We start from the raw sequence: 21,174 nt of genomic DNA, 5'->3' as shown, positions 1-21,174 counted from the left end.
ATCTGATGCGCGTGATCGTTGATCCGGACATGTGCGAGGCCAACGGGTTCTGTGAATCGCTCGCCGCCGACATCTTCGAGTTGGGCGATGAGGACGTGGTGCAGATCGCCGACGGTCCGGTGCCCGCCGACCGCGAGATCGATGTGCGCGCGGCGGTGGACCAGTGCCCGCGGGCGGCGTTGAAGCTCATCGACTGAACCCGATGAGCGGCCGCGTTGACGTTCAATGTCTAAGATAGTAAAAATAGACATTGGTCGTCGAACCGCGGTGAAGCGTGGGCAACGGAGAAGTCGTGACGGATACATTTTCAGACCTGGCCGCGGACTCGGCGGCCGAAGATCCCTCGGAACGGGAGTTCGGGCCGTCCGGTATCGCGCTATCCACCTATCGCTTTCCGACGGGTTGGTTCATCGTCGGGTTCGCCTCTGACCTGGCCGCCGGCGAAGTCAAACGGGTGCACTACTTCGGTGAGGAATTGGTGCTCTTCCGCACCAAGTCCGGCAAGGTGAACGTGCTGGACGCCTACTGTCAGCACCTCGGCGCCAACATGGGTGTCGGCGGGACGGTCGAGGGCGAACACATCGTCTGCCCCTGGCACGGCTGGCAGTGGCGCGGCGACGGCACCAACGCCCTGATCCCGTACAGCAAGATCGGTTGCAAGAACAACGTCCGCATCCGCACCTACCCGACGACCGAGTGGTACGGATTCATCCTGGTCTGGCACGAACGCCACGGCCGCGCGCCGTATTGGCAGCCGCCGGTGCTGCCGGAGTTGGAGACCGACGAGTACTACCCGCTGCACCCCCACACCCGGATGGTCAACCGGGTCAAGGTGCACGCGCAGATGATCATCGAGAACGCGGCCGACCCATACCACGTCCAGTACGTGCACAAGGCGGCCAACCCGGCCAACACCGCGTCGTTTGAGGTGTCCGGTTATCACCTGCACGCCACCGTCAAGGCCCACTTCGGCGGCGGCCGGGCTAAAACCTGGCTGACGCCGAACGGGCCGGTCGACGCCAAGATCATCTACGACAACTACTCGCTCGGGTTGGGCATCGTGCGCTTCCCCAGTGACCTGGTGCAGACCTGTCAGGTCACCGGCCAGACGCCGGTCGACGAGGACTACACCGATTACTTCTATACCCAGGCCTCGCTGCGGGAGCCCGGCGACAGCGGCGACAAGCCCACCGGTCGCGCCGCCAAATTCCTTGCGCTGCAACAGGAAGTGATCAAGCAGGACTTCTTCACCTGGGAGAACATGAAGTACCTGGAGAAGCCGAACCTCGCGCCGGAGGAGGCGCATGACTATGCGGCCCTGCGTCGCTGGGCGCACCGCTTCTACCCCGGTGCCGCGCCGTCGCCCAAAGACTTCGGGTACACCGCCGACGGCGAGCCGGACCCGGCCGCCGCTCCGGCCTGATCCCGCCGGTGTCTCCGGGCCCGGGTGATTTCGGTGTCGACGAGTTCACGGTGCCTGCCGTGCTCGATCGTCGGGCCGAGCAGTTCCCGGACCGGGTGATGATGTCGGTGGCCGGTCTGGACATCACGTTCGCCCAGCTACGCCGGCGTTCTCTTGCCGCGGCGGCTCTACTGGCTGATCTCGGTGTGGGACAGGGCGATTGCGTCGCACTGTTCACTGCGACGTGCCCGGAATGGATCTACTTCTGGCTCGGTGCGGCCCGGATCGGCGCAGTGAGTGCCGCGGTCAACGCCGCCAACAAGGGCGACTTTCTGCTGCACAACCTGAAGTTGTCGCAGGCCAAGGTAATCGTCACCGACGCCGAGCGACGGACCCGCCTCGACGAGATCGCCGCGCAACTGAGCACTGATGTTGTGGTGCTTGACGATTCGCTCACCGCGGCACTGGACCGCGAGGTATCGGTGCCCGCGAAGCCCGCCGCTGCCGGCGACCTCGGCGCGCTGTTCTTCACCTCCGGCACCACCGGGCCGTCGAAAGCTGTTGCCACGTCCTGGCATTACCTGTTCACGGTGGCGGCGACCGCAGTGTCGGCCTGGGAGTTCGCGGCGGGGGAGACCCTGTGGACCGCGATGCCGCTGTTTCACCTGAGCGCGGCGCCGGTGGTGCTGGCACCGATGCTGGTCGGCGGCACCGCGGTACTGGCCGAAGCTTTTCATCCGGGCGAGGTGTGGGACGACGTGCGCTCCCACGATGCCGTCGGGTTCGTCGGTGCGGGCGCGATGGTGTCCATGCTGCAGAACCTGCCCGCCGATCCGCGCGACGCGCAGTTGCCGTTGCGGTTCATCTCGGCGGCGCCCATCGATGCCGTGTCGTACCGGTCGATCGAGAAGCGGTACGGCTGCGCGGTCGTCACCATGTACGGCATGACTGAGGCATTTCCGATTGCGGTCAACGGCGTTGCCTACGAGGGTGTTCCGGGGACATCCGGGTGCGCGAATCCGAACTTCGAGGTCCGCATCGTCGATGCCGACGGCGTCGAATGTCCGACCGGATCGGTGGGGGAGATCAGTTGCCGGCCCCGGTATGCCGAAGTGATGAGTCAGGGCTACGTGCGGCCTGGCGACGACGCATTGCTCGTGGACCCCCATCCGGAGTGGTTCCGCACCGGTGACCTGGGCAGGTTCGACGACGGCGGCAACCTGACGTACGTGGACCGCGTGAAGGACTCGCTGCGTCGCCGCGGTGAGAACGTCTCCTCGGTGGAAGTGGAGGCCGTGCTGGCCAGTCATCCGGCTGTGCAGGAAGCCGCCGCCGTGGCAGTGCCCAGTGCGCTGGGGGAGGACGACATCCTGTCAGTTGTCATGTTAAGGCCGGGTGCGGCAATGGATTACGTGGAGCTGCTGGATTTCTGCGCCGCGCGCATGCCGTACTTCTGTGTGCCCAGGTACATCGATACCGTCGATGAACTTCCCAAGAACGTCATCGGCCGCGTCCGCAAGGACGTGTTGCGGGCCCGGGGCTTGACGGCGGGGGCGTGGGACCGGGAAAGCCACGGATACACAGTGAGCCGATGAATACACACCGCAGGAAAGGCGAACCAACATGCCGTTGACCTACCAGGAACAGCAGATGCTGCAGGCCGCGACCGGTCGCGGCGCGATTCTGGATCTGACCGCGCGGCACAACCGGGCCCACGCCGACGGGGACCGCGACGCGTGGATCACCACGTTCCGGCATTCCGGTGCCACCTATGTGCGCGACGGAGAGTCGTTCGACGATCTGCGTGCCGCGTTCGACGGCGGCGACGGGCGACGTCTGGTCACCGTCGACCACGAGTTACACGTCGACGGCGTCCACGCGACACAGCATTGTGTGGCAATCCTTTTCCACACCGCGGGCGGCGAAACCACGCTGCAGGCCACCGGTGCGTTCCGGGACAAACTCAGCTACGAGCGCGGCGGCTGGTACTTCACCTCCCGGGAACTGACCTGGGATTCGGTGCCCAGTCCGCAGTTGGTCGGCTGATACCGGTCACGCCCTGAGCTGACCCAGCAGGCCCAGCATGTCCGCGCGCGCCCAATGCCCGACCCACTGTCGTCTCGGAGTCAAAGGAGGGTGGTGTCCGGATGTTCCCACCTAGATCAGCCTGAACTACTCTGGCGAAGAATGGTCGAGGACATCAGTTACAAATGCGCGTTCGGAACATACGAGGACGCGCTGAAGATGGTGGGCTTCCGCACCGAACCCCGCACTGCCGGAACTGTGGTGAGCGGTGCCAGAATCCAGCATTTCGCCGCCCTGGTACACGACGGCAACCCGGCCTACTGGAACCGCGAGTTCGCAACGCAGGTGTGGGGCGGGCTCCTTGCGCCGCCGGGATTGCTGATGGGTTGGGTGATCCCACTGCCGTGGGCCGGCGATGGCGTTCGGCCGACGGCAGCAATCGCGATCCGGGTTCCGCTGCCCGGCAGGACTTTTGTGAACGCATCCAACGAGGCCGAGTTCTTGGTCCCGATCGTCGAGGGCGACCGACTCTCCATCGTGGAGGAGGTGGTTTCGGTGTCTGCCGAGAAGACCACCAAACTTGGTGTGGGACATTTCATTCAGACGCTGGATACATTCCTGCGTGATGACGGCACGGTCGTGGCGTTGAACCGGAATACCTTGTTCCGCTTCAATCCGAGCGATTCGACCGGGGACCCCGGATGATCTCGGACACCGGAGACCACCGACTGGATTGGGATGCGCTGAGCGTTCCTGTCGACCTGCCTGAGGTTGTCGACGAGATCAGCTATGAACGGGTGGTGATGAATGCGGGCGCTACCTGGGATTTCTTCCCGGGGCATTTCGACCCCGAATACGCCAAGCGCCAAGGCCACCCGACGATCTTCGTCAACACCATGCATCTGGCCGGATTCGCCGACCGGATCGCGACCGAGTGGGCGGGCCCGACCAGTCGGGTGCTGCGCCGCTCCATGCGACTGATCGGATCTATCTACGCCGGCGACACCATGATCGGCCGGGGACAGGCAACGGCCAAGCGCCTGGACACTACGGTCGACCCGCCGCGTCAACTGGTCGACCTGCGGATCGAGGTGAGCAACCAGCACGGTGCGCTGTGCTGCCCGGTCGACATCACCTTGCAGTTGAGCGGATCCGGATACCTCATCAGTGGATGATGCGGGTGGACTGCATCGCTCGCGCCGTCGGGGCCGATGTCCGGTCCGACCCCGGGTGGTGCGAACTGTTCCACTCCGGTCTACCGCACGCCTGGCGGACCTTGACCGAGTCTGGCATGTTCGATGCGCCGGTTCACATAGCCGAGGGCGCGGATGTGCAGACAAGGCTGCTCGCCCGCCTTGGCCGTGACCCGTCGTGGCGGTGCCCAGCAGGAGGCGAGCCGGCTGGGTGACTCGTCACGACGGTGGACGTCGTACCGCGACGACGCGGAGAATACCGTCCAGTCCGTCGAAATCGGTTGCGTTGGTGGTGTACAGCGGCAACTGTGCGGCCGCGGCCGTCGACGCGATCATCAGGTCGGCTATCCGCCGTCTGGGAGTTCGGCCACGGGCTTGGACCGACGCGCTGATACGTCCGAATGCCCGAGCAGCCTCGGTCTCGAATGCAATCGGGTCAAACTCGTTCTCTGCGCGTTGCAACACGGCCGCGCGGCGGGCGCGTTCCTCGACGGAGTCCGCGGTGTTGCCGCCGACCAGATGGACGCCCGCGGACAGTTCAGCCAAAGTGACAGCGCTGATTGCCATTTCGTCTGGCAGCTCGTCCGGGTCGATGGCGTTGCGCAGGATCAGGATGTTGGTGTCGAGCAGACCCCGCGTCGGATCAGCGTTCATACGGGTCGATTGTGGACTGGTCGAACGCGGCGTCTTGGTCGGCGCGGAAGGCGGTTATGTCGATCAGTGGCGCTAATTGCGACCCCCGGGCAAAGTCGGCGCGCGAGACGAAGCGACGCCGCCCACGCAGGGGAATTAATTCGCCGATCTGACGGCCGTCCCGCGTGACCGCGAAAGAGTCGCCCCGCTCGACGGCATCCATGATTTCTTTCGATCGCATGCGGAGGTCACGCTGACTGACTTGGCGCTGACCACTCATGTGCCATAGGGTAGCACGCCGTGCTACATGCAACGAGAGTCAGAGCGGCGGTAACTTGCCGCCGCACGCGATCGACTGCAGCTCCACGTATTCGTGCAACCCCTCCGGACCGAATTCGCGCCCCAGCCCGGAGTGTTTGAAGCCGCCGAACGGATTACTGATGTCGAGCATGTACATGTTGATGCCGTAGGTGCCGGTGCGCACCTGCGCGGCGATCTCCAAGCCATGCGCGACGTCGGCAGTCCACACCGAACCGGCCAGGCCGTAGTCGCTGTCGTTGGCGATCCGGATCGCGTCGTCCTCGTCGTCGTAGGTGAGCACGGTCAGCACCGGGCCGAAGATCTCCTCGCGGGCGATCCGCATGTCGTTGGTCGCGTCGGTAAACAGGGTGGGGCGCACGTACCAGCCGCGCGGCGCGGGGCTGTCGTCCCCGCCGATCACGACGCGGGCGCCTTCCTGTTGCCCGGACCGGATGTAGTCCTGTACCCGGGCCTGTTGTCGTTGGGCGACAAGGGGTCCGATGTCGGTCTTCTCATCGTCAGGGTCACCCACCCGCAGCGAGGACATCATGTCGGCCAGCGCGTCCACCAGCTCGTCGTGGCGCCGTTGGCTGACCAGGATGCGCGTCTGCGCAACGCAGGCCTGCCCGTTGTTCATCAAGCTGGCCGTCTTCAATCCGCTTACCGTCCTGCCGATGTCGGCGTCGTCGAGGACGATCGCCGCGGACTTGCCGCCGAGTTCCAGGCTCACCCGTTTCAACTGCTCACCGCACAACGCGGCGATGCGCCGGCCGGTGGCGCTGGAACCGGTGAACGCGATCTTGTCCACGCCCGGGTGACGCACCAGCGCCTCGCCGACCTCCGGCCCGCCGGTGAGCACCGAGACCACACCTTCGGGCAGGTCGAGTTGCTCGATCATCTCGGCCAACCACAAAGCGTCCAAAGGGGTTTCGGGTGCGGGCTTGATGATAACCGGGCAGCCCGCCAGCAATGCGGGAATCAGTTTCGGCATGATCAGGCATTGCGGGACGTTCCACGGCACGATCGCCCCGACCACCCCGACCGGGGCGCGGCGCAGGTGCGCTTCGCCGAGCACACCGCGACGGCGCTCCACCCACGGGAACTCCCGCGCGGTCGCCAATGCCAGGTGGATCATCGAGGCGGCTCCGGCCGCCTGGCCCAGTCTGCTGAAGCTGCGCGGCGAACCCATCTGTGCGGTGATCAGGTCGGCCATCTCCTCGATGTGCCGACCGTAGACGCCGGCCAGCTCATCGATTTTGCGCATCCGTTCCTGCGGTTCCAGCCGCGGCCACGGGCCGTGATCGAAGGCTCGGCGCGCCGCAGCGACCGCGGCCTCGATGTCGTCGGGGCCTGCGGCCGGAACCTCGGCGATCGTCTCCTGGGAGTGCGGGGAGATGACGGAAATCCGTTCCGTTGCTGTGGGTTTGCGCCATCGACCGCCGACGAACAATTCGTCGTAAGAGCGGGGATTCGCCGTCATCGGGGCACCACCTCAGGGCAGGCGACGGTTAAATTCACTATTGATGCTAACATAGCAAAAATTCAGCAGAGGCAAGGCAACCTGTGACGAACGACTGGCGCAGCTACCCGTTCCAGCTGGTACCCGGTGACAGCCAACTGGAATTTCCCGCCGCCGAAGGCGAGCACCCCGGTCAGGAGTCCGACACCTGGTTCATCGCCGGTGAACTCGCCGCAGCCGACACCGGTAGGTCATTCGCGTTCCTGACCATCTTCAACAAGAACCGGCCCGGCGGCTCGATCGTCGCCGACTTCTACACGCTGGCGTTGTTCGATCTCGACACCGGTGCGTACGGCACCTTCACCGATTACGACATGCCGCCGGCCAGCATGGAACCAGGGGTCAAGCCCAAGATGACCACCGCTGTCGGCCATCTCGACCTCGCATACGACACCGGTGCCGGCACCGCCCGCTGGACGACGCGCGACGACGACGGAGAGTTGCTGCCCTACACCTACGACATCAGCCTGGTGGGCACCGACCAGCACGGGCAGCCCATGCACCTGGACCTGGCGGTCACGCCGACACGCGCACCGACCCCGTTGGGCGCAGCGGCTTACCACGGCAAGATCGCCTGCTTCGGTCAGGACGACACCTACTCCTACTTCCAGACCGGGATGGTGATGACCGGAACGCTGCGCTGGGGTGACAGCACCGAACGCGTCACCGGCACCAGCGGGCACGTCGACCGGCAATGGTTCCCGAAGTACGCGGGTGGGGGAACTGGTGAGCCGCCGCGCACCCGATCGCACGAATGGCGGACCATCAACTTCGACAACGGCGTCGACATGAGCATCTGGCGCCAGTTCCTGCGCACCGAAGGCAATGCGCTGCAACCGTTTACCGGCATCACCACCAGCTACCCCGACGGCAGGGCCCCGGAGTGCGTCGAGGATTTCGACGTCACCATCACCAGCTACGTGCGCTGGCCGGACGAGATCAGAGCGCTGATCCGCCCGCCCGTCAAGGCCCGCTATCTGCCTGATCGGCATCGAATCGTCTGTGCTCCACTCCAATTGGATATCGTCGGCGAGCCGCTGGTGCCGGCCCCGGCGCACGGCTTGCCAATCGAGTACATGGAAGGGCCCTACCGCTACCGGGGAACGCTGGCCGGTGAGCCGGTGACGGCGTTCGCGTTCAACGAGCGTTCGCTGGCGCTGTACCGGGATTGGGAGTTGCTGCAGGTGTTGGCCACCGAAGCGGCACCGGACCTGGTCGACCGGCTCACCCAGCTACTGGCGTCCGGTCGCTGCAGCGAGGCACTCGAGGTCGTCCGGGCGGCGATGGCCGACGCTCCGGAACACGCAGAGGTGCTCGAAGCTCTCGCCGAGGCGCTGTCGCAGTCGGCGTAAATCCCGAAAGATTCAGCCGCGCGCGTCGACTGCCTGCTGCCAGGCAAGGTGTCGGTGCTGCAACCCCGGCTCGTTGCGCCCGAACAGAAGCTGTTCGCGCGCACCGGATTCCAGGTTGGCCTGCAGTTGCGCGACCAACCGGTAGTCCTCGTCGCGAACGGTGGCGTGGGCGTATTCGAAGACGGTCTGCGCGCCGGCCGCCACGGATTCCTCAGAGATGTCCAACGGCGTCGAATTCTGATGGACGGTGATCGACCGCCCCGGCTGATCACCCGGGTAGACCCGGAACAACTCACCGTTGGCGATGGTCACTGAGATCACGATGTTGGGGAACAACGCGTAGATGACCACCAGGTTGTTCAGCGGCACCCACTGCTGCTCAGGCACATCCTCCAGATCCAGAATTGTGTTGAGCGGGAAGATCAACCGGTGGTGGGGTCCGAACGCATCGAACACCGTGCAATTGCTGCGCGCCAGGGTCGCAAACGTCTTTTCGTGCACGGTGGCGAAGTGGTAGTTCTCCGCGAAGGTATCCACCGCTAGCTTCCAGTTGATGGGCGAATCGAGCACCTTCTCGCCCAGCGGAGTCCACCGTCCGATACCCCACGAATCCAGTTCGGCAGCCAATGGCCCCAGGTGGGCCGCGACATCCAGCTCCACTTCGGGATCCAATGCTATCCAGAGGAATCCGGCGTATTCGGTGGCCGGCAGCTCGGTCAGCCCGTCAGACTTCAGCGTGGTGTCCGGGAATCCTTCCCGTCCCGGCAACGCAACCAACCGGCCGGTGTTGTCGTAGGTCCAGGCGTGGTAGGGGCAGGTGAACCGTTTGGCGACACCGCAACCCGATGCGACCGGCGCCTGCCGGTGCAGGCAGATGTTGTCGAATGCCTTGACCGAGCCGTCGGCCGTGCGGGTCAACAGGATGGACCGGCCCAGCACTGTCTTGGTGCAATAGGCCCCCGGCCGCGGCAGTTCGGAGACATAGCCGACCAATTGCGGGCTGGCCTGCACCATGACCCGATCGCGCTCGTGCCGCTCCCGTGCGGTGTACTCAGCCGCGTTGACCCGGTGCGGCGCAGGTGCGAGGTCGGTCGTTTTGTCCCGCGCCAATTTGAGCGCACGACGGGTGAGATCGATGAGCTGATCGTGATCCACCGGAAGCCTCCTGCAGTCCTGTCTCCAAGCTTTTCTGCTTCCAGTACAGACCTTATGACCGTTGTAAGGTCAAGACGTGGCTGACCAGTTGTTGATCGGCGAGGTCACCGCGTTGACGGGAATCGCCTCAGGTCGCATCCGCCACTACGAGAAAATCGGATTGTTGCGTGCCGAGCACCTCAGCAACGGGTATCGGGTCTTCGATGTCGAGCAGGTGCTCGACCTGCTGCGCATCGACCTGATGAGAAGCCTCGGCGTCAGCATCAACGACATCGCCCGGTTGCTGGATGACGGGCAGACGACGCTGTCCGACCTGCTCGACGAACACCGCACACTGCTGGTGCGCCAGCGCGACCGGTTGGACCAGCTGATCACTGCGATCGATGCCGCCACCGACGCCGGCGGCGGCGACGTCAACGAGCACATCCTGCGCCGACTGGCGACCACCCACCGCGACAGCATCGGCGTGATGGGCAGACTGTCCGAGCCGTTGGCCGCCCCGGTGGCCGCGATGTATGCCGAGCTCTTCGACGAGTGGCAGTTGCCGGTGCCCGCTTTGTTCGGGCAGATGGTGCTGCCGCCCGCTGCCAGCACGTTGTTGGCGGAACTGTCCGGATGCCCGGGGCGGCGGGTGCTGTTCGATCGACTCCGCCAACTCGCCGCTGACGTGATCGCGCTGGGCGACAACGTCTCGGCGGTAGCGGAACTCGCAGGCAGGTGGATTGATGCGCAGGTGGCCGAGCCGTTGCCCGACGACGTGGTGGGTGCTCTGCGCAGGGTGCAACCGCTGTTGGAGAACGACCCGGTGATCGTGCAGGGCTTCCGCGCGTGGGCGCGCTCGATCAACCCCGCGGCGCCGATGTTGATCGACGAGATCGCTCAGCAGACGGCCCGGCGCGGACTCGAAGCGATCAGCGTGATCGTGCTGCCCGACCGCTGACCGGACGCACCGGAAGTGTCGAGCCTGAACAGGTGGCACCGAGACTGCAGTGAGGACGTCGGCGCGCACAGAATGCGGCGCTGAGTACAGGCTCGACAACCCAAGAACGATGCCAAGGTGATGCGTTGTGTCCAGTGTGGCCAACGTGATTTCTGGGAACAGTGAACTACTCTGTGCCGCATGTCGGTCTCTCGGCGTGACGTGCTCAAACTCGCCGCGGCGACACCCGGCCTGCTGGGGCTGGGTGCTGCGGCAGCGTCCCTGCGCGCGGCGCCCGCCGCGGCCTCGCTCGGCACGTTGCTGGACTACGCGGCCGGCGTCATCCCTGCCAGCGAGATCCGGGCCGCGGGTGCCGTCGGGGCGATCCGGTACGTGTCGGACCGCCGGCCCGGCGGTGCCTGGATGCTGGGCAAGCCCATTCAGCTGGCCGAGGCGCGCGACCTGCACGGGAGCGGACTCAAGATCGTGTCCTGTTACCAATTCGGCAAAGGCAGCACGTCGGACTGGCTGGGTGGGGCTGCCGCAGGCCTGCAGCACGCCAAGCGCGGCATGGAACTGCACGCCGCCGCCGGCGGCCCGTCCAGTGCCCCCATCTACGCCTCCATCGACGACGATCCCTCGCACGACCAGTACAAGAACCAGATCGTCCCCTACCTGCGGTCCTGGGAGTCGGTTGTCGGGCACCAGCGCACGGGTGTCTACGCCAACTCGAAGACCATCGACTGGGCGGTCAACGACGGCTTGGGCACCTACTTCTGGCAGCACAACTGGGGATCGCCGAAGGGGTACGAACACCCCGCCGCGCACCTGCATCAGGTCGAGATCGACAAGCGCTCGGTCGGCGGCGTCGGCGTCGACGTCAACGAGATCCTCAAGCCCCAATTCGGGCAGTGGGCCTGACCCCCGGTCGGTTCCCAGGCTCTGCCGCGGGCCCGCCTCGCACTTTCCAGCAAACACTTGTTCGCGCAGCTTCGGCGGTCGGCTACACGGATGAATCCGCGACAGCCCGCTGGGCGGCTCATTACGCGACGCTTGAGGGCGAAATTTTTCATATAACGATTTGATAACAATACTGCTTTGAACAGCGGAGTTATAGCTACTCGACCGTAACCACCTGCATGCAGGACGTTTGTCGGCGCCGCTCGCTCCGGCGGCCAAACGCGGTGTTACCCACGACACGGTTACCCGTGCGTAGAACTCGCCAGTAACCAATCGCTCCAAGAATTCGTGGAGATCCTCATGACACTCTTATTGGGACCGATGCCGATCGTTCGAGGTTCTGAGGCCGCCGCAGCAGCCCCGGACCGCACCGGTCACACCGACGATCGGCTGGCGATTCGGTGCGGAATCGCCCGGAAGTCGATGCGGCCCCGGGAAACCGGGCGATCGAACCGAGATGCGACACAGAGGTTTTGAGGGAGATACAAGGTGACGATCCACGAGAGGCACGACTGGGTGTCCGCCGACCGTGACGGCAGCGGTCCGCACAACGCACATGCTCTGGTCGATCGCCTGACCACCGGCGAGCCGTACGCCGTTGCGTTCGGCGGCCAAGGCAGTGCGTGGCTGGAGACGCTGGAAGAACTGGTGTCCGGGGCGGGCATCGAATCCGAATTGGCGACGTTGGTCGGCGAGGTCGAGCTGCTACTCGAGCCGGTGGCAAAAGAGCTGGTCGTGGTGCGTCCGATCGGTTTCGAGCCGCTGCGGTGGGTGCGCGCGCTGGCCGCCGAAGATGCCATCCCCTCCGAGAAGCACCTGACGTCGGCGGCGGTCTCGGTGCCCGGGGTGCTGCTGACCCAGGTGGCGGCCATCCGCGCGCTCGCCCGGCAAGGCATGGACCTGGTCGAAACCCCGCCGGTCGCCGTTGCCGGACATTCCCAAGGTGTGCTCGCCGTCGAGGCGCTCAAGGCCGGCGGCGCGCGCGATGTCGAGCTGTTCGCCATCGCTCAACTGGTGGGTGCCGCCGGCACGCTGGTCGCCCGGCGGCGGGGGATCTCGGTGCTCGGCGACCGCCCGCCCATGGTGTCGGTCACCAACGCCGACCCGGAGCGGATCGGACGCCTGCTCGACGACTTCGCCCAGGACGTGCGTACCGTGCTGCCGCCGGTGTTGTCCATCCGCAACGGCCGCCGCTCGGTCGTCATCACCGGTACCCCGGAACAGTTGTCCCGCTTTGAGCTGTACTGCCACCAGATCTCGGAGAAGGAAGAAGCCGAGCGCAAGAACAAGCTGCGCGGCGGCGACGTCTTCGCGCCGGTGTTCGACGCCGTCAAGGTCGAGGTCGGCTTCCACACCCCGCGGCTGGCCGACGGCATCGAGATTGTCGGGCGCTGGGCCGAGAAGGTGGGGCTGGATGTCGCGCTGGCCCGGCAACTGGCCGAAGCGATCCTGGTCCGCAAGGTCGACTGGGTCGAGGAGATCACCAAGGTCCACGACGCCGGTGCGCGCTGGATCCTCGACCTGGGTCCCGGGGACATCCTGACCCGGTTGACCGCGCCGGTCATCCGCGGTCTGGGCATCGGCATCGTGCCCGCGGCAACGCGCGGTGGTCAGCGCAACCTGTTCACCGTCGGGGCCACCCCCGAGGTGGCCCGGGCCTGGTCGAGCTACGCGCCGACGGTGGTCCGACTGCCCGACGGCAGGGTGAAGTTGTCGACGAAGTTCACCCGGCTGACCGGCCGGTCGCCGATTCTGCTGGCCGGCATGACCCCGACCACCGTCGACGCGAAGATCGTCGCCGCCGCGGCCAACGCCGGGCACTGGGCCGAGCTGGCCGGGGGCGGACAGGTCACCGAGGAGATCTTCGCCGACCGTGTCGAGCAGCTGTCCGGGCTGCTCGAACCCGGCCGCACCTACCAGTTCAACGCGCTGTTCCTGGACCCCTATTTGTGGAAGCTGCAGCTGGGCGGCAAGCGGCTGGTCCAGAAGGCTCGCCAGTCTGGCGCGGCGATCGACGGCGTGGTGGTCAGCGCCGGCATCCCGGAACTCGAGGACGCCGTCGACCTGATCGCAGAACTCAACGACATCGGCATCAGCCACGTGGTGTTCAAGCCCGGCACTATCGAGCAGATCCGTTCGGTCATCCGCATCGCCACCGAGGTGCCCACCAAGCCAGTGATCATGCACGTCGAGGGCGGCCGCGCCGGTGGTCACCACTCCTGGGAGGACCTCGACGACCTGCTGCTGGCCACCTACTCGGAGTTGCGCTCGCGCTCCAACATCACCGTCTGCGTCGGCGGTGGCATCGGCACCCCGGAACGGGCTGCGGAGTACCTGTCCGGACGTTGGGCGGAGGCTTACGGTTTCCCGTCGATGCCGATCGACGGCATCCTGGTCGGCACCGCGGCGATGGCCACGCTGGAGGCCACCACCTCGCCCTCGGTCAAGCAGATGCTGGTCGAGACCCAGGGCACCGACCAGTGGATCAGCGCCGGAAAAGCCCAGGGCGGCATGGCTTCCAGCCGCAGCCAGCTGGGCGCAGACATCCACGAGATCGATAACAGCGCCTCCCGGTGCGGGCAGCTGCTCGACGAGGTGGCCGGTGACGCAGACGCGGTCGCCGAGCGGCGCGACGAGATCATCGCCGCGATGGCCGGCACCGCCAAGCCGTACTTCGGCGACGTCGGAGAGATGACCTACCTGCAGTGGCTGCGCCGCTATGTCGAACTGGCCATCGGAGAAGGCAATTCGACCGCCGACACCGCCGCACCCGGCAGTCCCTGGCTGGCCGACACGTGGCGGGACCGGTTCGAAGAGATGCTCAAGCGCACCGAATCCCGACTGCACCCGCAGGATGTCGGTCAGATCGAGACCCTCTACGCCGACCGCGAGTTGTTGGAAAGCCCGGACCGGGCTCTCGCGGCCCTGGTCGAGCGTTACCCGGACGCCGAGACAGTGCAGCTGCATCCCGCCGACGTGCCGTTCTTCGTCACGTTGTGCAAGAAGCCGGGTAAGCCGGTCAATTTCGTGCCGGTCATCGACAAGGACGTGCGCCGCTGGTGGCGCAGCGACTCGCTGTGGCAGGCGCACGACGCCCGCTACGACGCCGACCAGGTGTGCATCATCCCCGGGCCGGCGGCGGTGTCCGGCATCACCCGGATGGACGAGCCGGTCGGTGAATTGCTCGACCGCTTCGAGCAGGCCGCCATCGACGAGGTACTCGCCACCGGGGCCCAGCCGACGGATGTGACGGCGCGCCGCCTCGGTCGCGCCGATCTGCGCGGACCGCTGGCCCTCGTGCTCGACGCACCCGACGTGCGGTGGGCCGGGCGCACCACCACCAACCCGGTGCACCGGATCGCACCGCCGGCCGACTGGCAGGTGCGCGAAAACCGCACCGCCACACACACATCCACCGGGTCGCGGCTGGCGGTCGGCTCCGACGACAACGGCGTCGTGCTCAGTGTGCCGGTGTCGGGAACCTGGATCGATATTCCATTCGAGTTGCCCGCCAACACAATCGACGGTGGCATACCCGTGGTGTCCACCGAGAACGCCAGTGCGGCCATGCGTTGTGTGCTGGCCATCGCTGCCGGTGTCGACGGCCCCGAATCGCTGCCCGCAGTGGAAAACGGCGCCGCCACCGTCACCGTCGGCTGGGATCCCGAACGGGTCGCTGACCACACCGGCGTCACCGCCACCTTCGGCGAGCCGCTGGCACCCAGCCTGACCACCGTGCCCGACGCGCTCGTCGGGCACTGCTGGCCCGCCGTCTTCGCCGCGATCGGCGCGGCCACCACCGACGATGGCGTGCCCGTGGTCGAAGGCCTGCTCAGCCTGGTGCACCTCGACCACGCGACCCGGCTGGCTCAGCAGTTGCCGACGGTACCGACCGAATTGACCGTCGTCGCAACGGCTTCGGCGGCCACCGACACCGATATGGGCCGCGTAGTGCCCGTCTCGGTCCGGGTCTCCGACAATGACGGCGCGCTCATCGCCACCCTCGACGAGCGGTTCGCGATCCTGGGGCGCACCGGGTCCGCCGAACTCGCCGACCCGGCCCGCGCCGGTGGCGCGGTCTCGGAGAACGCCACCGACACCCCGCGCCGGCGCCGTCGCGACGTCACCATCGGCGCGCCCGTCGACATGCGCCCGTTCGCCGTGGTGTCCGGCGACCACAACCCCATCCACACCGACAAGGCCGCCGCGCTCCTGGCGGGGTTGGGCTCGCCGATCGTGCACGGCATGTGGCTGTCTGCGGCGGCGCAGCACGCGGTGACCGCCACCGACGGCCAGGCGCGCCCGCCGGCGCGACTGATCGGCTGGACCGCGCGGTTCCTGGGCATGGTGCTGCCCGGCGACGAAGTGGACTTCCGGGTGGAGCGGGTCGGAATCGACCAGGGCGCAGAGGTTCTCGAGGTCACCGCGAAAGTCGGCGCGGAGCTGGTCATGTCTGCCAGCGCCCGGCTGGCCTCGCCCAGGACGGTCTACGCCTTCCCCGGCCAGGGCATCCAGCACAAGGGCATGGGCATGGACGTGCGGGCCCGCTCCAAAGCGGCCCGCAAGGTGTGGGACGAGGCGGACAAGTTCACCCGCGACACGTTGGGCTTCTCGGTGCTGCACGTGGTGCGCGACAACCCGACCAGCATCATCGCCAGCGGGGTGCACTACCACCACCCGGACGGGGTGCTGTTCCTGACGCAGTTCACCCAGGTGGCGATGGCGACGGTGGCGGCCGCGCAGGTTGCCGAGATGCGCGAGCAGGGCGCGTTCGTCGACGAGGCCATCACCTGCGGCCACTCGGTCGGCGAATACACCGCGCTGGCCTGCGTCAGCGGTGTCTTCGAACTGGAAGCATTGCTGGAAGCCGTGTTCCATCGCGGGTCGAAGATGCACGACATCGTGCCGCGTGACGAGCTGGGCCGCTCCAACTACCGCCTGGCCGCGATCCGGCCCTCGCAGATCGACCTGCCGGACGACGAGGTCACCGCGTTCGTCGCCCAGATCGCCGAGCGCACCGGTGAGTTTTTGGAGATCGTCAATTTCAACCTGCGTGGTTCGCAGTACGCCATCGCCGGTACCGTGCGGGGCCTCAAAGAGCTGGAAGCCGAGGTAGAGCGGCGCCGCGAAATCACCGGCGGCAAGCGCTCTTTCATCCTGGTGCCAGGCATCGACGTGCCGTTCCACTCGCGGGTGCTGCGCGTCGGGGTGGACGAATTCCGGCGGTCGCTGGAACGGCTGATGCCGCGCGACAAGGATCCCAAGGTGATCCTGGGCCGCTACATCCCCAACCTGGTGCCGCGGCCGTTCACGCTGGATCGCGACTTCATTCAGGAGATCCGCGACCTGGTTCCCGCCGAACCGCTCGACGAAATCCTCGCCGACTACGACACCTGGCGCAACGAGCGGCCCCGCGACCTGGCCCGTAAGGTCCTGATCGAGCTGCTGGCCTGGCAGTTCGCCAGCCCGGTGCGCTGGATCGAGACTCAGGACCTGTTGTTCATCGAGGAGGCCGCCGGCGGCCTGGGCGTGGAGCGCTTCGTCGAGATCGGCGTGAAGACAGCGCCGACCGTCGCGGGTCTGGCCACCAACACCCTCAAGTTGCCCGAATACGCGCACAGCACAGTGGAAGTGCTCAATGCCGAGCGGGATGCCTCGGTGCTGTTCGCTACTGACACCGACCCGGAGCCGGAAGACGAACCGGTGGCCGATGAGCCCGGGACCGACGCGCCGGCGTCGGAAGCCGTTGCCGCCGCGCCGGTTCCCGCCGCGGCACCGTCCGGAGGCCCGCGTCCCGAGGACATCGGTTTCGACGCCGCCGACGCCACCGTGGCGCTGATCGCGATCTCGGCCAAGATGCGCATCGACCAGATCGAGCCGCTGGACTCCATCGAGTCGATCACCGACGGCGCGTCGTCGCGGCGCAACCAGCTGCTGGTGGACCTGGGTTCTGAGCTGAACCTGGGTGCCATCGACGGCGCCGCCGAGGCCGACCTGGCCGGGCTGCGCGCGCAGGTCACCAAGCTGGCCCGCACCTACAAACCCTATGGCCCAGTGCTTTCCGATGCGATCAACGACCAGTTGCGTACCGTGCTGGGCCCCTCGGGCAAGCGCCCCGGCGCCATCGCCGAACGGGTCACCAAGACCTGGGAGTTGGGCGAGGGTTGGGCCAAGCACGTGACCGTCGAGGTGGCGCTGGGTACCCGCGAGGGCACCAGTGTCCGTGGCGGCGCCATGGGCCATCTGCACGAGGGTGCGCTGGCCGACGCGGCGTCGGTCGACAAGGTCATCGACGCGGCAGTGGCTGCGGTCGCCGCCCGCCGGGGCGTGTCGGTGTCGCTGCCCTCGGCTGGCGGTGGCGGTGGCGCGACCGTCGACGCGGCCGCACTGAGCGAGTTCACCGACCAGATCACCGGTCGGGACGGGGTGCTGGCTTCAGCTGCCCGGTTGGTGCTGGGGCAGTTGGGTCTTGACGACCCGGTCGCCGTGTCGCCGACAACCACCGACGCCGAACTCATCGACCTGGTCACCACCGAATTGGGTGCGGACTGGCCACGTTTGGTGGCGCCGGCGTTCGACGGGAAGAAGGCCGTCGTCTTCGACGACCGCTGGGCCAGCGCCCGCGAGGACCTGGTCAAGCTGTGGCTGACCGACGAAGGTGACATCGACGCCGACTGGGTTCGGCTCTCGGAGCGTTTCGAAGGTGCCGGTCACGTGGTGGCGACCCAGGCCACCTGGTGGCAGGGCAAGTCGCTGGCCGCGGGCCGTCAGGTCCACGCCTCGCTGTACGGCAGGATCGCCGCCGGTGCCGAGAACCCGGACCCCGGTCCCTGCAGCAGCGAAATCGCCGTGGTGACAGGTGCTTCCAAGGGATCGATCGCCGCGTCGGTGGCCGCGCGACTGCTTGACGGCGGCGCGACGGTGATCGCGACCACCTCGAAGCTCAACGACGAACGGCTGGCGTTCTACCGCACCCTCTACCGTGATCACGCACGCTACGGCGCGACGCTGTGGGTGGTGCCGGCCAATATGGCGTCCTACTCCGACATCGACGCGCTGGTCGAATGGGTCGGCACCGAGCAGATCGAAAGCCTTGGGCCGCAATCGATTCACCTCAAGGACGCGCAGACTCCCACGCTGCTGTTCCCGTTCGCAGCGCCGCGGGTGGTCGGTGACCTCTCCGAGGTCGGGGCCCGCGCCGAGATGGAGATGAAGGTGCTGCTGTGGGCGGCGCAACGACTCATCAGCGGGCTGTCGAAGATCGGTGCCGAGCGCGACATCGCCTCCCGGTTGCACGTGGTGCTGCCCGGTTCACCCAACCGCGGAATGTTCGGCGGTGACGGCGCTTACGGTGAAGCCAAGTCGGCGCTGGACGCCGTGGTGAGCCGCTGGCACGCCGAAACCTCGTGGGCCGAACGGGTCAGCCTGGCGCACGCGCTGATCGGCTGGACCCGGGGTACCGGGTTGATGGGGCACAACGACGCGATCGTCACCGCCGTCGAGCAGGCCGGTGTCACCACCTATTCGACCGACGAGATGGCGGCGATGCTGCTCGGCCTGTGCGACGTGGAATCCAAAGTCGCCGCGTCGAGTTCGCCGATCAAGGCCGACTTCACCGGCGGGCTGGCCGACGTCGAGCTGGACATGGCGGAGCTGGCCGCCAAGGCGCGCGAGGAGATGACCTCGGAGTCCGCCCCTGCCGACGACGCGCCGGCCGAGGGGACCATCGCCGCGCTGCCGTCGCCGCCCCGCGGGTACCGCCCGGCACCGCCGCCGGACTGGGACGACCTCGCCGTCGACCCGGCCGACCTGGTGGTGATCGTCGGCGGCGCCGAACTCGGGCCGTACGGATCGTCGCGCACCCGCTTCGAGATGGAGGTCGAAAACGAGCTGTCGGCGGCCGGTGTGTTGGAGCTGGCCTGGACCACCGGGTTGATCCGCTGGGAAGAGGACCCCCAACCTGGTTGGTACGACACGCAATCCGGCGATCTGGTGGACGAATCCGAACTGGTCGAGCGCTACCACGACACCGTGGTGGAGCGCTGCGGTATCCGCGAGTTCGTCGACGACGGTGCGATCGACCCCGACCACGCGTCGCCGCTGCTGGTGTCGGTCTTCCTGGACAAGGACTTCACCTTCGTGGTGTCCTCCGAAGCCGAGGCCCGAGCGTTCGCCGAGTTCGATCCCGAGCACACGGTGATCCGGCCGGCGCCCGACTCCGGCGACTGGCAGGTCACCCGCAAAGCCGGCACGGAGGTCCGGGTACCCCGCAAGACTAAGTTGTCGCGAGTGGTCGGGGCGCAGATCCCGACCGGCTTCGACCCGACGGTGTGGGGCATCAGCCCGGACATGGCCAACTCGATCGACCGGGTGGCGCTGTGGAACATCGTCACCACCGTGGACGCGTTCCTGTCCGCCGGGTTCTCCCCGGCCGAGGTGATGCGCTACGTGCACCCGAGCCTGGTGGCCAGCACTCAGGGCACCGGCATGGGCGGCATGACGTCGATGCAGACCATGTACCACGGCAACCTGCTCGGCCGTAACAAGCCGAACGACATCCTGCAGGAAGTACTGCCGAATGTCGTTGCCGCACACGTCATTCAGTCCTATGTCGGCAGCTACGGCTCGATGATCCACCCGGTCGCCGCGTGCGCGACGGCCGCGGTGTCGGTCGAGGAGGGCGTCGACAAGATCCGGCTGGGCAAAGCCGAGCTGGTGGTCGCAGGCGGGCTGGACGACCTCACGCTGGAGGCCATCATCGGCTTCGGTGACATGGCCGCCACCGCCGACACCGCGATGATGCGGGGCCGCGGCATCGACGACGCGAAGTTCTCCCGGCCCAACGACCGGCGTCGGCTGGGCTTCGTCGAGGCGCAGGGGGGCGGCACCATCCTGCTGGCCCGCGGCGACCTGGCGCTGCGGATGGGGTTGCCGGTGCTGGCGGTGGTCGCCTACGCGCAGTCCTTCGGCGACGGGGTGCACACGTCGATCCCGGCTCCCGGGCTGGGCGCCTTGGGCGCCGGCCGCGGCGGCAGAGACTCCGCCCTGGCACGGGCGCTGGCGAAACTGGGCGTCACTGCCGACGACATCGCGGTGATCTCCAAGCACGACACGTCGACGTTGGCCAACGATCCGAACGAGACCGAGTTGCATGAGCGGCTCGCCGACTCGCTGGGTCGCTCCGAAGGTGCGCCGCTGTTCGTGGTGTCGCAGAAGAGCCTGACCGGTCACGCCAAGGGCGGCGCGGCGGTGTTCCAGATGATGGGGATGTGCCAGATGCTGCGCGACGGCGTGATTCCGCCGAACCGCAGTTTGGACTGCGTCGACGACGAGTTGGCCGGTTCGGCGCACTTCGTCTGGTTGCGCGACGCACTGCGCTTGGGTGACAAGTTCCCGCTCAAGGCCGGGCTGCTCACCAGCCTCGGGTTCGGCCACGTGTCGGGTCTGGTCGCGCTGGTCCACCCGCAGGCGTTCATCGCGGCGCTGGAACCCGGGCAGCGGGCGGACTACCAGCGCCGCGCCGAGTCCCGGCTGTTGGCCGGCCAACGGCGGCTGGCATCAGCCATTGCCGGCGGCGAGCCGATGTATCAGCGGCCGCCGGACCGCCGTTTCGACCACGACGGACCGGAGAAGCCGCAGGAGGCGGCGATGCTGCTGAATACCGCATCCCGGTTGGGCGCGGACGGGGCGTACCAGGTCGTCGCGGATTGATCCGA

The 21,174-nt window shown here is 66.9% G+C and carries 14 protein-coding genes; 10 read left to right on the top strand and 4 right to left on the bottom strand.

Features of this window, described 5'->3' with window-relative positions:
- The first annotated feature begins 5 nt into the window (after nt 1–5).
- From ACZYZ9_RS11940 to ACZYZ9_RS11915, 6 genes are all read left to right on the top strand, one after another.
- Nucleotides 6–197, top strand: a complete 192-nt coding sequence (locus tag ACZYZ9_RS11940; RefSeq protein WP_463826480.1) for a ferredoxin — start codon at nt 6–8, stop codon at nt 195–197.
- A 95-nt stretch (nt 198–292) separates the two neighbouring features.
- Nucleotides 293–1,423: an aromatic ring-hydroxylating oxygenase subunit alpha gene (locus ACZYZ9_RS11935; protein ID WP_463826479.1), complete on the top strand. Its 1,131-nt coding sequence runs from the start codon at nt 293–295 to the stop codon at nt 1,421–1,423.
- Between the two features lie 8 nt (nt 1,424–1,431).
- On the top strand, nt 1,432–2,997 hold the full coding sequence (locus tag ACZYZ9_RS11930) for an AMP-binding protein (protein WP_463826478.1): 1,566 nt from the start codon (nt 1,432–1,434) through the stop codon (nt 2,995–2,997).
- A gap of 28 nt (nt 2,998–3,025) precedes the next feature.
- Nucleotides 3,026–3,448: a nuclear transport factor 2 family protein gene (locus tag ACZYZ9_RS11925; RefSeq protein WP_463826477.1), complete on the top strand. Its 423-nt coding sequence runs from the start codon at nt 3,026–3,028 to the stop codon at nt 3,446–3,448.
- A gap of 141 nt (nt 3,449–3,589) precedes the next feature.
- The gene (locus ACZYZ9_RS11920) at nt 3,590–4,132 is read left to right on the top strand and encodes an FAS1-like dehydratase domain-containing protein (protein ID WP_463826476.1); all 543 of its coding nucleotides are present in this window, start codon (nt 3,590–3,592) and stop codon (nt 4,130–4,132) included.
- A complete protein-coding gene (locus ACZYZ9_RS11915) occupies nt 4,129–4,602 on the top strand; it encodes a MaoC/PaaZ C-terminal domain-containing protein (RefSeq protein WP_463826475.1) in 474 nt (157 codons plus the stop codon). The genes ACZYZ9_RS11920 and ACZYZ9_RS11915 overlap by 4 nt, the downstream gene beginning before the upstream one ends.
- 237 nt (nt 4,603–4,839) lie before the next feature.
- Here the strand turns inward: ACZYZ9_RS11915 and ACZYZ9_RS11910 are convergent, their stop codons facing one another.
- The 3 genes from ACZYZ9_RS11910 to ACZYZ9_RS11900 are packed head-to-tail and all read right to left on the bottom strand — an operon-like array spanning nt 4,840 to nt 7,033.
- On the bottom strand, nt 4,840–5,274 hold the full coding sequence (locus tag ACZYZ9_RS11910; protein ID WP_463826474.1) for a PIN domain-containing protein: 435 nt from the start codon (nt 5,272–5,274) through the stop codon (nt 4,840–4,842).
- Nucleotides 5,264–5,533: a type II toxin-antitoxin system Phd/YefM family antitoxin gene (locus tag ACZYZ9_RS11905; protein WP_463826473.1), complete on the bottom strand. Its 270-nt coding sequence runs from the start codon at nt 5,531–5,533 to the stop codon at nt 5,264–5,266. The genes ACZYZ9_RS11910 and ACZYZ9_RS11905 overlap by 11 nt, the downstream gene beginning before the upstream one ends.
- Nucleotides 5,534–5,572: 39 nt before the next feature.
- Nucleotides 5,573–7,033: an aldehyde dehydrogenase gene (locus ACZYZ9_RS11900; RefSeq protein WP_463826472.1), complete on the bottom strand. Its 1,461-nt coding sequence runs from the start codon at nt 7,031–7,033 to the stop codon at nt 5,573–5,575.
- A gap of 83 nt (nt 7,034–7,116) precedes the next feature.
- On the opposite strand from ACZYZ9_RS11900, the gene ACZYZ9_RS11895 reads away from it, so the two are divergent.
- Complete coding sequence (locus tag ACZYZ9_RS11895) at nt 7,117–8,424, top strand: lipocalin-like domain-containing protein (RefSeq protein ID WP_463826471.1); 1,308 nt, start codon at nt 7,117–7,119, stop codon at nt 8,422–8,424.
- A gap of 12 nt (nt 8,425–8,436) precedes the next feature.
- Here the strand turns inward: ACZYZ9_RS11895 and ACZYZ9_RS11890 are convergent, their stop codons facing one another.
- Entirely contained in the window at nt 8,437–9,579 is a 1,143-nt protein-coding gene (locus ACZYZ9_RS11890) for an aromatic ring-hydroxylating oxygenase subunit alpha (protein ID WP_463826470.1), read from the bottom strand.
- A 76-nt stretch (nt 9,580–9,655) separates the two neighbouring features.
- Between ACZYZ9_RS11890 and ACZYZ9_RS11885 the strand changes: the two genes are divergently transcribed.
- The 3 genes from ACZYZ9_RS11885 to ACZYZ9_RS11875 all read left to right on the top strand — a co-directional run bounded on the left by ACZYZ9_RS11885 (nt 9,656) and on the right by ACZYZ9_RS11875 (nt 21,169).
- The gene (locus tag ACZYZ9_RS11885) at nt 9,656–10,519 is read left to right on the top strand and encodes a MerR family transcriptional regulator (RefSeq protein ID WP_463826469.1); all 864 of its coding nucleotides are present in this window, start codon (nt 9,656–9,658) and stop codon (nt 10,517–10,519) included.
- 180 nt (nt 10,520–10,699) lie between these two features.
- Entirely contained in the window at nt 10,700–11,419 is a 720-nt protein-coding gene (locus ACZYZ9_RS11880) for a DUF1906 domain-containing protein (RefSeq protein WP_463826468.1), read from the top strand.
- Between the two features lie 528 nt (nt 11,420–11,947).
- On the top strand, nt 11,948–21,169 hold the full coding sequence (locus ACZYZ9_RS11875; protein ID WP_463826467.1) for a fatty acid synthase subunit beta domain-containing protein: 9,222 nt from the start codon (nt 11,948–11,950) through the stop codon (nt 21,167–21,169).
- The last annotated feature ends 5 nt before the right edge of the window (nt 21,170–21,174 follow it).

It is taken from the genome of Mycobacterium sp. IDUB_28, assembly GCF_055419285.1.
The sequence above is the reverse complement of the archived record's forward strand: the minus strand, read 5'-3'. Positions and strand labels throughout refer to the sequence as shown.

Excerpts from the sequence above, each read along its gene's own strand:
- ACZYZ9_RS11940 (WP_463826480.1), top strand. The coding sequence starts at position 6 with ATGCGCGTGATCGTTGATCCGGACATGTGCGAGGCCAACGGGTTCTGT.
- ACZYZ9_RS11925 (WP_463826477.1), top strand. The coding sequence starts at position 3,026 with ATGCCGTTGACCTACCAGGAACAGCAGATGCTGCAGGCCGCGACCGGT.
- ACZYZ9_RS11920 (WP_463826476.1), top strand. The coding sequence starts at position 3,590 with ATGGTCGAGGACATCAGTTACAAATGCGCGTTCGGAACATACGAGGAC.
- ACZYZ9_RS11915 (WP_463826475.1), top strand. The coding sequence starts at position 4,129 with ATGATCTCGGACACCGGAGACCACCGACTGGATTGGGATGCGCTGAGC.
- ACZYZ9_RS11910 (WP_463826474.1), bottom strand. The coding sequence starts at position 5,274 with ATGAACGCTGATCCGACGCGGGGTCTGCTCGACACCAACATCCTGATC.
- ACZYZ9_RS11905 (WP_463826473.1), bottom strand. The coding sequence starts at position 5,533 with ATGAGTGGTCAGCGCCAAGTCAGTCAGCGTGACCTCCGCATGCGATCG.
- ACZYZ9_RS11900 (WP_463826472.1), bottom strand. The coding sequence starts at position 7,033 with ATGACGGCGAATCCCCGCTCTTACGACGAATTGTTCGTCGGCGGTCGA.
- ACZYZ9_RS11880 (WP_463826468.1), top strand. The coding sequence starts at position 10,700 with ATGTCGGTCTCTCGGCGTGACGTGCTCAAACTCGCCGCGGCGACACCC.